Raw genomic sequence first — 14,233 nt, 5'->3', positions numbered from 1 at the left:
GCGCCCGGCTCCGGCCCCACCGCCCCGGGCGCCCCTCCGCCCGGGCGGCCGTGCGCAGCGCCCCGGCCTCGCGCCTGCGGGGCCTGAGGCTCCTGCACACCCATCTCTCGCCCGAGGGCCTTACGGAAGAGGACCTCATGGACCTCCTCTTCCTCAGGCTCGACGCCGTCATCGCGCTTTCCGTGAACCCGGAGGGCGAGCCCGTGCGCTGGCAGGCGGCCACGCTGGCCCCGGGGGGCGCGGCCGCGCCCGGGGCGCCCCCCTGCCAGGTGGACGAGCCCCGCCCCTGGGACAGGACTGCCGGGGATTTCGCCGCCCGCGCCGCGGAGATAGAGGCCGCGCTTTCGGCGCTGCCCGCGGCCCCGCCGTCCGGGCCGGGCGCCGGGTTTGACGCCGGGGCGGACGCCGGCGAGGGAGCCGGGGCCCCCTGCGCGGGGCGCGCCCTGCTCGTCTCCGTGGCGCCGGAGCCCCGCGCCGTGCAGGAGCAGCGCCTTTCCGAGCTCGCCGAGCTCGCGCGCACGGCCGGGCTTGCCGTGTGCGGGCGCCTCATCCAGCGCGTGGCCCGGCCGGACCCGCATTCCATCCTCGGCAAGGGCAAGCTCGCCGAGCTGGAGGTCATGGCGCTCAGGGAAAACGCGGACATCCTCGTCTTCGACGGCGAGCTCTCGCCCGCGCAGATCCACAATCTCGCGGACATCACCGAGCGCAAGGTCATCGACCGCACCCAGCTCATCCTCGACATTTTCGCCCAGCATGCGGCCTCGCGCGCCGGCCGCCTGCAGGTCGAGCTCGCCCAGCTGCGCTATATGCTGCCCAGGCTTGCCGGGCGCAACCGCGCGCTCGACCGGCTCATGGGCGGCGTGGGCGGGCGCGGCCCGGGCGAGAGCCGGCTTGAGACCGACCGCCGCAAGGTGCGCGAGCGCATGACGCGCCTTGCCCGGGAGCTGGAAAAGCTCCGCCGCCAGCGCGGGCTCGCCAGGCGCGGCCGGCGCGGCATCCCTCAGGCGGCGCTCGTGGGCTACACCAATGCCGGCAAGTCCACCCTGCTCAACACGCTCACGCGCTCCCGCGTGCTGGCGGAAAACCGGCTCTTCGCCACCCTTGACCCGGCCACGCGGCGCCTGCGCGTGCCCGGCGAGCGCGAGGTGGTCATCGCCGACACCGTGGGCTTTATCCGCAACCTGCCGCGCGAGCTCATGGACGCCTTCCGCGCCACACTGGAGGAGCTCGCGGCCGCGGACTTTCTCGTGCATGTGGCCGACGCCTCGCACCCTGACCTGCTCCAGCAGATCGCCTCGGTGGAGACCATCCTTGAGGAGCTCGGGCTTCACGCCGTGCCGCGCGTGCTGGCGCTCAACAAGTGGGACAGGCTGCCGGAACCGGCGCGGGAGGAGCTTCGGGCGGCCTTTCCCGGCGCGATACCGCTTTCCGCGCGTAACGGCGAGGGGCTTGACGCGCTGCTGCGCTGGCTCGAGCGGCAGCTCGCCCTCAAGCGGGCCATGCCCGCTCAGGCGGACACTCTCGCCGGGGAAGAGGTAGAGGGCGAGGAGGATGCAGCGCCCGGCCCGCAGCCCCTCTTCCCTCTCCAATAGCGGGTGCCCCAGTGAAGGCGCCGCGGCTTGCCATTCGGCGCCCGCCGGCATATGGTGCGACTTTCACATCGCGCCGCCCAGGGCGAACGGCAAGCAGGGCGGCCCAGAAAAGGAGTCGCCATGCGCCCCGCAACCTTAGGCATCGCGCCGGAAGGCTGGCCCTTCATCGGGCTTGCCGCGTTCACGAGCCTGCTTCTCGCGGTCATCGGCTGCTGGCCGGGCGCCCTGCTCTGCTGGCTTTTCACCCTCTTTTGCCTCTACTTCTTCCGCGACCCGGAGCGCGTGGGCCCCACCTCGCCCGACCTCGCCGTGAGCCCGGCCGACGGCCGCGTCATCCGCATGGAAAAGCGGGCCGACCCCTTCAGCGGCAAGGAGATGCTGTGCGTCAGCATCTTCATGAACCTGTTCAGTGTTCACGTGAACCGCGCGCCCGTGGGCTGCACGGTTGACGAGGTGCGCTACTGGCCGGGCAAGTTCTTCAACGCCTCGCTGGACAAGGCCTCCACGGACAACGAGCGCTGCGGCTGGCGCCTTGCCGACGAGAACGGCCAGGCCTGGACCATGGTGCAGATCGCGGGCCTCGTCGCCCGGCGCATCGTCTGCCGCGCCGAGCGGGGCGACCGCCTCACACGCGGCGAGCGCGTGGGCCTGATCCGCTTCGGCTCGAGAGTTGACCTTTACCTGCCCGAAGGCTATGTTCCGGCGGTACAACTGGGCGACAAGGTCTTTGCGGGCGAAAGCGCCATCGCCCGCAGGGAGAACGCCTGAGCGGTTCGTGTCCTTCTAAAGAAGGCACAGCGAACACAGTTGAGGAACATTCCATAGCCCGTCTGGAGCGAAGCGGAAGACGGGTGCTAGTGCCGGAAGAATCCTAAAAAATAAGATTTTTCGGCGCTTGCGCGCTAGCCGTTGGCGAGCCTGCAAGCCTTACGGATAGCGACAGCGGTTGCGTTGACTGGCTTTTGCGGTAACTAATTGCTGTCTCCATCCGTAGCTTCCTTCGTCGCAACGGCTGGAGCAAGGAAGATAAAAATTTCCGAAGGGAGTGTACTCAAGTACTCGACCGAGGAAATTTTTCTCTGACGCAGCAAGCGCCGAAGCGCTAGCCGTTGCCCGGCTGGCCGGGCTTACGGATAGCGACAGCGACATCGTTTATTGACATTTGCTGCAACTTGTTGCTGTCTTCATCCGTAGCTTCCTTCGTCGCAACGGCTGAAGCAAGGCTGTTTTTGACGGAGACTTTCGGCGTTAAGGATGCAGCGGAGACACGCTGCAAACGCATAAACCCACAGGCGTGGCGCTCCGCCCGCCACAGGGTCAACGCATGGACAACGCCCAACGCAAAAAGCCCGTCCGCGGGGCCTACCTTTTGCCCAACATGCTCACCACCCTGAGCATGTTTCTGGGCTTTTTGTCCATGGTCTGGGCCGGGCAGGGCCGCTTCGAGCAGGCGGGCATGGCCATCCTCGCCTCGGCGCTCATGGACGGCCTCGACGGCAAGGTGGCCCGGCTCACCAACACGGCGAGCGAGTTCGGCGTGCAGTACGACTCCCTCGCCGACCTCGTGGCCTTCGGGCTCGCGCCGGCCATCCTGCTCTGGCACTGGCAGCTCTGCAATTTCGGGCGCGTGGGCGTGGCAGCGGCCTTCATCTTCGCGGCCTGCGGGGCGCTCCGCCTCGCGCGCTTCAACGTGAGCACGGCCGTCACGGGCAAGCGCTTCTTCATGGGCCTGCCCATCCCGGCCGGCGGCTGCACGGTCGTGACCTTCATCTTCTTCGCCGCGCTCTTCCCCGAGGCGCTGAACACGGTCACGCCCTATGCGGCCCTCGCGCTGGCCGTGGCCGTGGGCGTGCTCATGGTGAGCCGGGTGCGCTATTTCTCCTTCAAGGAATACGACATCCTCACCGCGCACCCGGTGAGGAGCATGCTGGCCTTCCTCTTCCTCCTGGCGCTGGTGGTCTCCGCGCCGCGCGTCTTCGGCTTTGTCTACTGCGCCCTCTATATCGCGGGCGGCCTCGTCTATACCTTCTACATCCTGCCCCGCCGCGACCGCAAGCTCATGCGCTCGCTGGCAACGCAGGACGAGTGACCGGCCGGCACAGCGCACAGGAGCGGGAGCGCCCGGCTCCCCCGGCCGGGCCGGGAAAGCGCGCCCCATCCCACCGTTTTGGAGGCATCCCATGTCTGATCGCGTCTACTTCTTCGACACCACCCTGCGCGATGGCGAACAGTCGCCCGGCGCGACCATGAACTTTCAGGAGAAGCTGCGCCTCGCGCACCAGCTCGAGGTGCTCGGCGTGGACATCATCGAGGCCGGCTTCCCGGCCTCCAGCCCCGGCGATTTCGAGGCCGTGCGCGCCATCGCGGCCCAGGCCGGCCCGGACGTGCAGATCGCGGGCCTCGCCCGCTGCGCCGAGAAGGACATCGACCGCTGCTGGGAGGCCGTGAAGGTGGCGAAGCGCCCGCGCATCCATACCTTCATCGCCACGTCGCCCCTGCACATGGAATTCAAGCTGCGCAAGACCCCGGACGAGGTGCAGGAGCTGGCCCGCGCCTCGGTGGCGCGCTGCGCCTCCTACACGCCCAATGTGGAATTTTCCTGCGAGGATTTTTCCCGCTCGGACCTCGACTTCGTCTGCCGCGTGGTGGAGGTGGCCATCGACGCCGGCGCCACCACCGTCAACCTGCCCGATACGGTGGGCTATGCCCAGCCCGAGGAATTCGCCGCCAAGGTGCGCTATGTGATGGAAAACACGCCCAACAGCGGCAAGGCCGTGTTCAGCGTGCACTGCCATGACGACCTCGGCCTCGGCGTGGCCAACACGCTGGCGGCCCTGCACGCGGGCGCGCGCCAGGCCGAGGTGGCGCTCAACGGCATCGGCGAGCGCGCGGGCAACGCGGCCCTTGAGGAGGTGGCCATGGCGCTCCATGTGCGCCACGACTACTACGGCCTTGAGGACAACATCAAGACCGAGCAGCTGTACCCCACCTGCCGGCTGCTCTCCCTCATCATCGGCCAGCCCATCCCCAACAACAAGGCCATCACCGGCGCCAACGCCTTCGCGCACGAGTCGGGCATCCACCAGGACGGCATGCTCAAGCACCGCGAGACCTATGAGATCATGACGCCGCAGGCCGTGGGCCGCAGCGCCACGCATCTCGTCATCGGCAAGCATTCGGGAAGGAACGCGGTGCGCAGCAAGTTCGAGAGCCTCGGGTACAAGCTCGACGACGAGCAGCTCAACCAGGTCTTCGAGGCCGTCAAGGCGCTGGCCGACCGCAAGAAGCAGCTCCACGACGAAGACCTCATGGCCTTGGTCCAGCAGGAGGTCTACCGTATCCCCGACAGGCTTTGCCTCAGGCATGTGAGCGTGCAGAGCTCCGACGCCGGCGGCGTGCCGCCCACGGCGGCCGTGCTCATGGACGTGGCCGGCGAGGAAAAGAGCGGCGCGGGCTTCGGCGCCGGGCCCATCGACGCGCTCTACAACGTCATTTCCGACCTGGCCGGGCGCCAGCCCGAGCTCGAGCAGTATTCGGTGAGCGCCGTCACCGGCGGCACGGACGCGCTAGGCGAGGTGACGGTGCGCCTGCGCGAGAATGGCCTCTCGGTCGTTGGGCGCGGCAATCACCCGGACATCCTCGTGGCAAGCGCCCGGGCCTTCGTGGACGCGCTCAACAATCTCGCCAAGCGCGAGGCCGAGGGCGAGCGCGTGCACTCGCAACATTCGTAAACATACGGAGACCCCGCCCCTTTGTGGTGAGGTCATGCACAAAAAAGAGGAGCCGGGTTGTCCAGCGCTGACGGAACTTCCACTTTCCGTCTGGAGCGAAGCGGAAGACGGGTGCTGGTGCCGGAAGAATCCTAAAAAATAAGATTTTTCGGCGCTGGCAAGGAAGATAAAAATTTCCGAAGGGAGTGTACTTAAGTACTCGACCGAGGAAATTTTTATCTGACGCAGCCAGCGCCGAAAAGGCTGTTTTTGACGGATAATTTCGGCGTTCAGACGGCAAGCGCACATGCGCTGCCGCCGCCCAACGCAGCTGCACAATCAGGCCAAAGGAAGACACCATGCCCAGAACCCTCGCCCAGAAAATCCTCCAGCGCCACACGGACGAGCCCGTGGAGGACGGCGCCATCGTGCAGTGCCGCGTGTCCATGGTGCTCGCCAACGACATCACGGGCCCGCTCGCCATCAAGTCCTTCCGCGGCATGGGCGCCGAGCGCGTCTTTGACCGCGACAGGATCGCCCTCGTCATGGACCACTTCACCCCGCAGAAGGACATCGACTCCGCCAACCAGGTGATGATCAGCCGCCGCTTCGCCGAGGAGCAGCAGATCACCCACTACTACGAGGGCGGCAACTGCGGCGTGGAGCACACCCTGCTGCCCGAGCTCGGCCTCGTGAACCCGGGCGACCTCGTCATCGGCGCGGACAGCCACACCTGCACCTATGGCGGCATCGGCGCCTTCGCCACGGGCATGGGCTCCACGGACATCGCCGCGGCCATGGCCCTCGGCGAGACGTGGCTCAAGGTGCCCCCCACCATCCGCGTGGAATATGCGGGCGACATGCCGCGCTGGCTGCGCGCCAAGGACCTCATGCTGCTGCTCATCGGGCGCATCGGCGTGGACGGCGCGCTCTACAAGGCGCTGGAATTCGGCGGGCCGGTCATCGCGGGCCTCGGCGTGGAGGGGCGCCTCACCATGGCGAACATGGCCATCGAGGCCGGGGCCAAGGTGGGCCTCTTCCCTGTGGACGCCGTGACGCTCGCGTGGTGCGCCGAGCGCGGCCACACGGTCGCGCCCGACCTCAAGGACGGCCTCGCCGCCGACCCGGACGCGAAATACGAGGCCGTGCTGCACATGGACGTGACGGGTCTCGAGCCCGTGGTGGCCTGCCCGCACCTGCCCTCCAACGTGGTGCCGGTTTCCGACGTGAAGGACGTGCCCATCCACCAGGTGGTCATCGGCTCCTGCACCAATGGCCGCATCAGCGACATGCGCGACGCCGCCGAAGTCTTGCGCGGCCGCAAGGTGGACAAGAAGGTGCGCTGCATCGTTCTGCCCTCCACGCCGGAAGTGTGGAAGGCCTGCCTCGCCGAGGGCCTGATGCAGGTCTTCATGGACGCGGGCTGTATCGTCGGCCCCTGCACCTGCGGGCCGTGCCTTGGCGGGCATACCGGCATCCTGGGCGACGGCGAGGCGGCCGTGACCACCACCAACCGCAATTTCAAGGGCCGCATGGGCAGCCTCGACTCGCAGGTCTATCTGGCGAGCCCCATCGTGGCCGCGGCCAGCGCCGTGGCGGGCAAGGTCGCAGGGCCGAAAGAAATAGGCCTCGCGTAGCATCGGGCGAGAGGAGAATCACAGCCATGATATACAAGGGCAAGGCCCACAAGGTGGGCGAACATGTGGATACGGACGCCATCATCCCGGCGCGCTTCCTCGTCACCGCTGACCCGGAAAAACTCGGCGAAAACTGCATGGCCGGCCTTGAGCCGGACTGGGTCAGGCGCGTGAACAAGGGCGACATCCTCGTGGCCGGGCGCAATTTCGGCTGCGGCTCCTCGCGCGAGCACGCGCCCCTCGCCATCCTCGGCGCGGGCATGCCCGTGGTGGTGGGCCACAGCTTCGCCCGCATCTTCTACCGCAACGCCTTCAACATGGGCCTCCCGCTCATGGAGGTGGGCGACGCCATGGACGCCATCAACGACGGCGACGAGCTCGAGATCGACACCGCCACGGGCCGCATCCGCGACCTCACCAACGGCGCGGAGATCGTCTGCCCGCCCCTGCCGGAATCCATGGGCAAAATTCTCGCCAGCGGCGGCCTCGTGGGCTATGTGAAACAGCGCCTGGAGGAGGGAAACTAGGATGGACGCACGCATCTGCCTCTTGCCGGGCGACGGCATCGGCCCGGAGATCCTGGCCCAGGGCGTGGCCGCGCTCAAGGCCGTGGCCAAGCGCTTCCACCATGAGTTCACCTTCGTTGACGCGCTCATCGGCGGCGCCGCCGTGGACGCCTGCGGCGAACCGCTGCCCAAGGAGACCGTGACCAAATGCCTCGAGTCGGACGCGGTCTACCTCGCCTCGGTGGGCGGCCCCAAGTGGGACGGCCTCGCGCCGCAGAAGCGGCCGGAGCGCGGCCTGCTCGGCATCCGCAAGGCGCTGGGGCTCTTCGCCAACCTGAGGCCGGCCATGCTCTTCCCCGAGCTCGCCGGCGCCTGCCTGCTCAGGCCGGACATCGCGGCGCGCGGCCTTGACCTCATCGTGGTGCGCGAGCTCACGGGCGACATCTATTTCGGCGAGCCGCGCGGCCAGGAAGTGCGCGACGGCCTGCGCACGGGCTACAACACCATGATTTACAACGAGGAGGAAATCCGCCGCATCGCGAAAGTGGCCTTCGAGACGGCCCTCGGGCGGCGCAAAAAGGTGTGTTCCGTGGAGAAGAGCAACGTGCTCGAGACCTCGCGGCTCTGGCGCGAGGTGGTGCTCGAGACGCACCGGGACTTTCCCGCCATCGAGCTCTCGCACCTCTATGTGGACAATGCGGCCATGCAGCTCGTGCGCGACCCCTCGCAGTTCGATGTCATCCTCACGGGCAACATCTTCGGCGACATCCTCTCGGACGAGGCCTCGGTGATCACCGGCTCGCTCGGCATGCTGCCCTCGGCCTCGCTGGGCGCCAGCGGCCCGGGCCTCTTCGAGCCCATCCACGGCTCCGCGCCGGACATCGCGGGCGAAGACAAGGCCAACCCGCTGGCCGCCATCCTCTCCGGGGCCATGCTCCTGCGCCTCGGGCTGCACCTGCCCGACGAGGCGGACTGCGTCGAGGCCGCGGTGCGGCGCACCCTCGCCGACGGCTTCCGCACGGCCGACATCATGGAGCCGGGCAAGACCCTCGTGGGCTGCGCGGCCATGGGCGCGGCCGTGTGCGAGCGCATCGCGGGCTAGATTCCTCGCGCGCCCCGGGGATTTCCCGCCGCCGCGGGCCGTCTCCGGCCGCCCGGGACTTCTCCGGGGCGGGCAAAGGCCTTGCGGAAGGGCGGCGCCTCGCCGTATGATGGCGGAACGGGCCGGCCGCCCCAAGCGTGGCGCGGGGGCGCCCCGCGCGCCGTCCTTTCCAGCGCCGCATGCCGCAAGGTGCCCCATGGAATCCCAGGAAGCCAAGCTCTATCTCGTCCCCTTCGATACGGCCCAGAGGCCGGTCTACTGGTTCAACGACGATTTTTGCGCCAACAGCTGGAGCCGGCCCCACGCGCATCCCTGGGGCGAGCTCGCCTATACCGGGCACGGCGGCATCGTCATCTGCACGGAATACGGCAACTGGCTCGCGCCGCCGCACCGCGCCATCTGGATACCCGCGGGCCTGCGCCACGAGTGGTACGTGCCCTGCGACGCCAAGGATTGCAGCCTCTGGATCGACCAGTCCGTGCTGCTCGGCGTGGAGCGCTTCACCCGCTGCCACATGCTCAAGATCACGCCGCTCGTGCGCGAGATCCTGCTCTATCTCACCCCCCAGCCCAGCGTCTACGGCGACGACGCCCGCGGGCGGCTCATCGTGACCCTGCTCGACCTCTTGCTTGACCTCCCCGAAGTGACGGACCCCCAGGCCATGCCGCGCGACCACCGCCTGCTCGAGCTGTGCACCATCCTACTCACCACGCCGGGCGAGGCCAGCACCCTGAGCGAGTGGGCCGGGCGCCTCGGCATGAGCGAGCGCAACCTGGGGCGCCTCTTCCGCCGCGAGACCGGCACCTCCTTCCGCAGCTGGCGCCAGTTCCAGCGGATGCAGAGCGCGCACGCGCGCCTGCGCCAGGGCGAGAGCGTCACCGCCGTGGCGCTCGACTGCGGCTATTCCTCGGTGTCGGCCTTCATCGCCACCTTCAAGGAACATTTCGGCTTCACTCCGGGCAAGGTCGCTTTCGGCGGCCACGGCGCCTGAGCGGCTGCCCCGCTTTCCCGCTTCTCCGCGCCCTCCCATCCCCTTTTCCGCCTGTCTCCGGCCGGGCGCATGCCTGTGCCCCACGGCCTGCCGCGCCCAGCGCATTTTGTCCTCTTTTCGACAAAGTTTGTCTGAAAGCAGCAAGTCATCCGGTCACGGCACGGGGTACCAGAGAATTACCATAAAAGTATGTGGCGCGCGATATTTCGCGACGCCAGCTTCAGCCGGCCTCATGCATGCCCCCCTGGGAGGACGCATATGGCAAACAAAACTGACATCGCCACGGGCGTCGCCGTGCTGGGCTGCTCCTTCCTTGGAGCGTACGGCATCAAGACCACAGGCAGCTCGGCGAGTGCGACGGATTCTCTCGGGGCCACGGCATTTCCCACGGCCATCATCGTGCTGCTGTTCATCTGCGGCTGCCTGCTCATTTTCCAGGGCATGAAAAAGAGCGACGTGACCGACTACTGGCCCAGCCGCCCCGTGCTCTGCCGGACGCTTGCCAATATCGTCCTTTTTCTCCTCTATGCCGGTCTCGTCATGGTCCTCGGCGAATGGTTCGTCCAGACGGATGTGGAAATGCTCCAGCAAAACATGGGCTTTGGCATCGGCACCTTCATTTACCTGATGGCCGCGTTTTATCTCAACGGCAGGCGCAGGCTCTGGGAAATGCTGCTCGTGGCCGTGCTGGTGCCGGCGAGCATCATCCTGCTGTTCAACAAGATGTTCCAGATCGCGTTGCCCTGACACGCCGCGGCCCGCCATGACGCGCCCGCATTGCCAGAGGAGAAGCTATGGGACCTGAAATCATGTCCGCCCTGTCCATGGCGCTTTCCCCCGCGAGCCTTTTGGCCAATGCCTTCGGCGTGGCCCTCGGCATCACCTTTGGGGCCCTCCCGGGGCTGACAGCCACCATGGGCGTGGCGCTCCTCATGCCGCTGACCTTCAACATGCCGCCGGTGGAGGCCTTTTCCTCGCTGCTCGGCATGTATTGCGGCGCCATTTACGGCGGCTGCATCACGGCCATCCTTGTGGGCACCCCGGGCACGGTGGCCGCGGCCGCCACCATGCTCGAAGGCCCGCGCCTCACCGCCCGCGGGCTGGGCAAAAAGGCGCTCGACATGGCCACACTGGCCTCGTTCCTCGGCGGGGTGCTGAGCTGCATCGCCCTCATGACCATCGCGCCCCTGCTGGCCCGCGCGGCCATGGCCTTCGGCCCGGCGGAATATTTTTCCGTCGCCTTCTTCGGCATGGCCATCGTGGCCACACTCGCCGCCAGTTCCGTCCTCAAGGGGGCCATCGCCACCCTGCTCGGGCTCTATATCGCCACCATCGGCGGCGACCCCATTTCCGGCGAACTGCGCAATACCTTTGAGATCCCGGCGCTGTTCGGCGGCATCAGCCTCGTGCCCATCCTGGTGGGCCTCTTCGCCGTGGGGCAGATCCTCATCTCCCTTGAAGAGGGTTTCATCAGCAAGGACAAGCCGATCAAAAAAGTGGACGTGAGCGGCAAGGGGCTGGGCCTGCGGGAATTTTTCTCCCACTGGGTGACGCTCATCCGCTCCTCCATCATCGGCATCGTCGTGGGCATCGTTCCGGCCACAGGTTCGGGCACGGCCTCCTATATCGCATACTCCACCGCCAAGCAGACCTCCAAGCATCCTGAAAAATTCGGCACCGGCATCCTCGAAGGCGTGGCCGCCACCGAATCCGCCAATAACGCCGTCACCGGCGCGGCGCTCATCCCGCTGCTCACGCTCGGCGTGCCGGGCGACATGGTCACGGCCGTCATGCTCGGGGCCATGATGATCCAGGGGCTCGTGCCCGGGCCCATGCTGTTCAAGGACGCGCCCGATGCGGTCTTCGGCATCTTCATCGCGCTGTGGGTGGCCAACTGCCTCATGTGCGCCATGGGCCTCGTGGCCGTGCGGCCGCTTTCCAAGGTCCTCCAGATACCCAAGGGCATCCTCATGCCCTCGGTCATGACATTGTGCGTGGTGGGCGGCTATGCCGTGAACAACTCCATGTTCGACCTCTATATCGTCAGCATCTTCGGGGTGCTTGGCTATGTCATGCACAAGATCGACATGCCGGCCTCCCCACTGCTCCTCTCCGTCATCCTGGCGCCCATTGCCGAAACCAATTTCAGGCGGGCCCTTGTCATCTCCAACAACGATTACAGCGTGTTCGTGACGAGCCCCATCTGTGTCTGCGTCCTGCTTGCCTCGTTCCTCGTCGTCGCCCGCGCCGCGTGGATGGAGGTCAATCGCAGGCGGCGCGAACATGGCAACGGCACAGAGCCCGGAGAACAGTCGCCCGATGGCACGGCGTAGGGCCGTGCTTGAGCCCCACAAATCCGACAGGAGGTACCAATGAGTATGCTGCGCGTTTTCCTGCTTCTCGTGGTGGCGCTACTTTTCAGCGTGCCCGCCCAGGCCGAGTACCCCGACAAACCCATTACCGTCTATTGCCAGTGGGGCCCGGGCGGGTCGGCCGACCTTGGGCTGCGCGTGCTTGCGGAATACGCCACCAAACACGGCGTTCCCATGAACGTGGTGAACAAGACCGCCGGCAGCGGCAGCCAGGGCGGCATGGAAGTCCTCAAGGCCCGGCCCGATGGCTATCTCTTCCTCTTTGCTGGCGGCAGCCTGCATATCCTCTCGCTCGTGAAGAACGTCGGCTTCAAGCTCACCGACGACTTTACGCCGGTGGCAGACCTCATCGACATGCCGCTCACCTTCTGCGTGCGCAGCGATTCGGGCATCAAGAGTTTTGACGAATGGATCGAGCTTGCAAAGCAGAATCCCGGCAAATACAATTACGGCTCGCCCACCGCGCTTTCACCCCAGCGCTTTTTCATGAGCAACCTGCTCAAGGACAAGTTCCCCGGCGTGGACGCCCCCCATGTGCCGTTTTCGAGTGGGCATGAATCCAATACGGCACTTTTGGGCGGCCACACCAAGGCCACCTTCGGCGTGCCCGGGACCAACAAGAGCTACCTCAATTCCGGCGACTTCACCTTGCTTGGCGTCACCTCGGACGAGCGCCTCAAGGAATGGCCCGACGCCCCCACCTTCAAGGAAAAGTATGGCGACGATTACGTCATGGCGTCCTATCACGGCCTTTTCGCCCACCCCAAGACGCCGAAGCCCATCGTCGAGAAGGTTTCCAAGCTGATGAACGATGCGCTCAAGGATCCCGAAGTCATCGCCAAGTTTGAAAAGATCGGCATCATCCCCAGCTACAAGAACCCCGAGGACTTCAAGACCCTGATCCAGAAGTTCGACAAGCAGGTCAAGAGCGGCCTTGAGAGTGTCAACCAGCAGTAGCCGCGGGTTTTACACCCGGAGGGACCATGTCGATCGAACAATGGCTGCCACAGATCAACGCCTATTTTGACGCGCACCAGGAGGAGATCTTCTCCCTCTTGGAAACCCTGGTAAACATGGACTCCTTTTCCCATGACGCCAGGGATGTGAACGCCGTCGGGGAGCTGGCCCGGCAATGGATGGCGGACGCTGGCTTCGACGCGAAGAGGCTGCCCCACCCGGAGATCCCCGCGGATGAGCAATGGATGCACGGCCTGGGAAATGTCTTCATGGCGAGGACACACCCGCGCGAGGCGGGCCCGGGCATCATCTTCCTCGGGCATATAGACACCGTCTATCCGGCCGGCACGGCGGCGCGCACGCCGTTCCGCGTCGAGGGGGGCCGCGCCTACGGGCCCGGCGTGGCGGACATGAAGGCGGGCGTTGTCGCCAATATGTTCGTGGCACGCGCCCTGCGCGAACTGGGCCTCATCGACGTACCCATGACCGTTGTGTTCTCCCCGGATGAAGAACTCGGCGGCCCCACGGCGGGGCGCGTTTACCGCACGGAGCTGCGCGGGGGCACGGCCGTGCTTTGCACGGAGCCCGGGTTCATCGGCGGCGGTGTGACCGTGCAGCGAAAGGGCTCCGGCCATTTCCTCGTGGAGATCGACGGTATTTCCGCACATGCCGGGCGCGACTATGAAAAAGGCGCCTCCGCCAACTTGGAGCTCGCCCACAAGATGCTGGGCTTCGACAAGCTGCTCGACCTGCCCGTGGGCACCACCGTCAACACCGGCCTCATCGAGGGGGGCACTTCGGCCAATTCGGTTTCGCCCTGGGCCCGGGCGCGGGTACACACGACCTTCCAGACGCTGGAAGCCGGGGAAAATGTCGTGAAGGGCATCCGGGAGGTGGCGGCAACCACCTTCGTGCCAGGCACAAAAACCCGTATTTCCGGGGGCATCCGGCTCTATCCGCTGACGCCCACTGAAGAAGGCACGCGGCTTTTGCATCTGGTGCAGCGCGCCGGGGAGGCCCTTGGGCAGCCCATCCACCCCCAGCACACCAAGGGGGCTTCAGAGGCCGGCCTCACGTCCACGGTACTTGGCATCCCCTCCATTTGCAGCCTGGGCGCCGAGGGGGCCAATATCCACGCCGAGGGCGAATACATAGAAACCGCATCACTCTTGCCACGCTGCAAGCTGGTAGCGCTTTCCGCGCTCCTGGCAGCTCGGGAGTTCCGCCCCGTCTCCGCAAGCTGACCGGCAGCGGATACCGACGGAACATACAGGGAACACGGCCCAGCCGTGAAGGGAGGGGCGGGGGCCGCAACGGCACCCTCCTGGCGGCCCACGCCGCTCCCGCTGCAGAGAAAGCCATGAGG

The 14,233-nt window shown here is 66.6% G+C and carries 12 protein-coding genes; all 12 read left to right on the top strand.

Going from position 1 to position 14,233, the window contains the following annotated elements; genetic code table 11:
* Positions 1 to 1,592, top strand: a 1,592-nt coding sequence (hflX, locus tag G7Y54_RS07370; RefSeq protein WP_165080225.1) for a GTPase HflX, incomplete at its 5' end; no start/stop codon positions are given.
* A 120-nt stretch (positions 1,593 to 1,712) separates the two neighbouring features.
* Complete coding sequence (locus G7Y54_RS07365; RefSeq protein ID WP_165078643.1) at positions 1,713 to 2,360, top strand: phosphatidylserine decarboxylase family protein; 648 nt, start codon at positions 1,713 to 1,715, stop codon at positions 2,358 to 2,360.
* A gap of 556 nt (positions 2,361 to 2,916) precedes the next feature.
* The gene (gene pssA / locus G7Y54_RS07360; RefSeq protein ID WP_165078642.1) at positions 2,917 to 3,681 is read left to right on the top strand and encodes a CDP-diacylglycerol--serine O-phosphatidyltransferase; all 765 of its coding nucleotides are present in this window, start codon (positions 2,917 to 2,919) and stop codon (positions 3,679 to 3,681) included.
* Between the two features lie 91 nt (positions 3,682 to 3,772).
* On the top strand, positions 3,773 to 5,323 hold the full coding sequence (locus G7Y54_RS07355; RefSeq protein WP_165078641.1) for a 2-isopropylmalate synthase: 1,551 nt from the start codon (positions 3,773 to 3,775) through the stop codon (positions 5,321 to 5,323).
* Between the two features lie 338 nt (positions 5,324 to 5,661).
* On the top strand, positions 5,662 to 6,939 hold the full coding sequence (locus tag G7Y54_RS07350) for a 3-isopropylmalate dehydratase large subunit (protein ID WP_165078640.1): 1,278 nt from the start codon (positions 5,662 to 5,664) through the stop codon (positions 6,937 to 6,939).
* A gap of 26 nt (positions 6,940 to 6,965) precedes the next feature.
* Positions 6,966 to 7,466, top strand: coding sequence for a 3-isopropylmalate dehydratase small subunit (locus tag G7Y54_RS07345; protein WP_165078639.1), 501 nt, complete (start codon positions 6,966 to 6,968; stop codon positions 7,464 to 7,466).
* A 1-nt stretch (position 7,467) separates the two neighbouring features.
* Positions 7,468 to 8,547 carry a 3-isopropylmalate dehydrogenase gene (gene leuB, locus G7Y54_RS07340; RefSeq protein WP_165078638.1) on the top strand — a complete coding sequence of 360 codons (1,080 nt, stop codon included), beginning with the start codon at positions 7,468 to 7,470 and terminating at the stop codon, positions 8,545 to 8,547.
* A gap of 196 nt (positions 8,548 to 8,743) precedes the next feature.
* Positions 8,744 to 9,538, top strand: a complete 795-nt coding sequence (locus tag G7Y54_RS07335) for a helix-turn-helix transcriptional regulator (RefSeq protein WP_165078637.1) — start codon at positions 8,744 to 8,746, stop codon at positions 9,536 to 9,538.
* Positions 9,539 to 9,796: 258 nt separating this feature from the next.
* Positions 9,797 to 10,285 (top strand): tripartite tricarboxylate transporter TctB family protein, encoded by a 489-nt coding sequence (locus tag G7Y54_RS07330; protein WP_165078636.1) that lies wholly within the window; start codon positions 9,797 to 9,799, stop codon positions 10,283 to 10,285.
* Positions 10,286 to 10,332: 47 nt separating this feature from the next.
* Positions 10,333 to 11,871 (top strand): tripartite tricarboxylate transporter permease, encoded by a 1,539-nt coding sequence (locus G7Y54_RS07325; protein ID WP_165078635.1) that lies wholly within the window; start codon positions 10,333 to 10,335, stop codon positions 11,869 to 11,871.
* A 39-nt stretch (positions 11,872 to 11,910) separates the two neighbouring features.
* Complete coding sequence (locus G7Y54_RS07320; RefSeq protein WP_165078634.1) at positions 11,911 to 12,867, top strand: tripartite tricarboxylate transporter substrate binding protein; 957 nt, start codon at positions 11,911 to 11,913, stop codon at positions 12,865 to 12,867.
* Between the two features lie 26 nt (positions 12,868 to 12,893).
* Positions 12,894 to 14,111, top strand: coding sequence for a M20 family metallopeptidase (locus tag G7Y54_RS07315; RefSeq protein ID WP_165078633.1), 1,218 nt, complete (start codon positions 12,894 to 12,896; stop codon positions 14,109 to 14,111).
* The last annotated feature ends 122 nt before the right edge of the window (positions 14,112 to 14,233 follow it).

The organism is Desulfovibrio sp. ZJ746 (assembly GCF_011039155.1).
In the GTDB taxonomy this organism is placed as follows: Bacteria; Desulfobacterota; Desulfovibrionia; order Desulfovibrionales; family Desulfovibrionaceae; genus Desulfovibrio.
This window is presented reverse-complemented; position numbering and strand designations above follow the sequence as displayed.

Bases quoted from the DNA above. Each gene is read 5' to 3' on its own strand.
- G7Y54_RS07330 (WP_165078636.1), top strand. From the start codon at position 9,797: ATGGCAAACAAAACTGACATCGCCACGGGCGTCGCCGTGCTGGGCTGC.
- G7Y54_RS07325 (WP_165078635.1), top strand. From the start codon at position 10,333: ATGGGACCTGAAATCATGTCCGCCCTGTCCATGGCGCTTTCCCCCGCG.
- G7Y54_RS07355 (WP_165078641.1), top strand. From the start codon at position 3,773: ATGTCTGATCGCGTCTACTTCTTCGACACCACCCTGCGCGATGGCGAA.
- G7Y54_RS07315 (WP_165078633.1), top strand. From the start codon at position 12,894: ATGTCGATCGAACAATGGCTGCCACAGATCAACGCCTATTTTGACGCG.
- G7Y54_RS07365 (WP_165078643.1), top strand. From the start codon at position 1,713: ATGCGCCCCGCAACCTTAGGCATCGCGCCGGAAGGCTGGCCCTTCATC.
- pssA (WP_165078642.1), top strand. From the start codon at position 2,917: ATGGACAACGCCCAACGCAAAAAGCCCGTCCGCGGGGCCTACCTTTTG.
- G7Y54_RS07350 (WP_165078640.1), top strand. From the start codon at position 5,662: ATGCCCAGAACCCTCGCCCAGAAAATCCTCCAGCGCCACACGGACGAG.
- G7Y54_RS07335 (WP_165078637.1), top strand. From the start codon at position 8,744: ATGGAATCCCAGGAAGCCAAGCTCTATCTCGTCCCCTTCGATACGGCC.
- G7Y54_RS07320 (WP_165078634.1), top strand. From the start codon at position 11,911: ATGAGTATGCTGCGCGTTTTCCTGCTTCTCGTGGTGGCGCTACTTTTC.
- leuB (WP_165078638.1), top strand. From the start codon at position 7,468: ATGGACGCACGCATCTGCCTCTTGCCGGGCGACGGCATCGGCCCGGAG.
- G7Y54_RS07345 (WP_165078639.1), top strand. From the start codon at position 6,966: ATGATATACAAGGGCAAGGCCCACAAGGTGGGCGAACATGTGGATACG.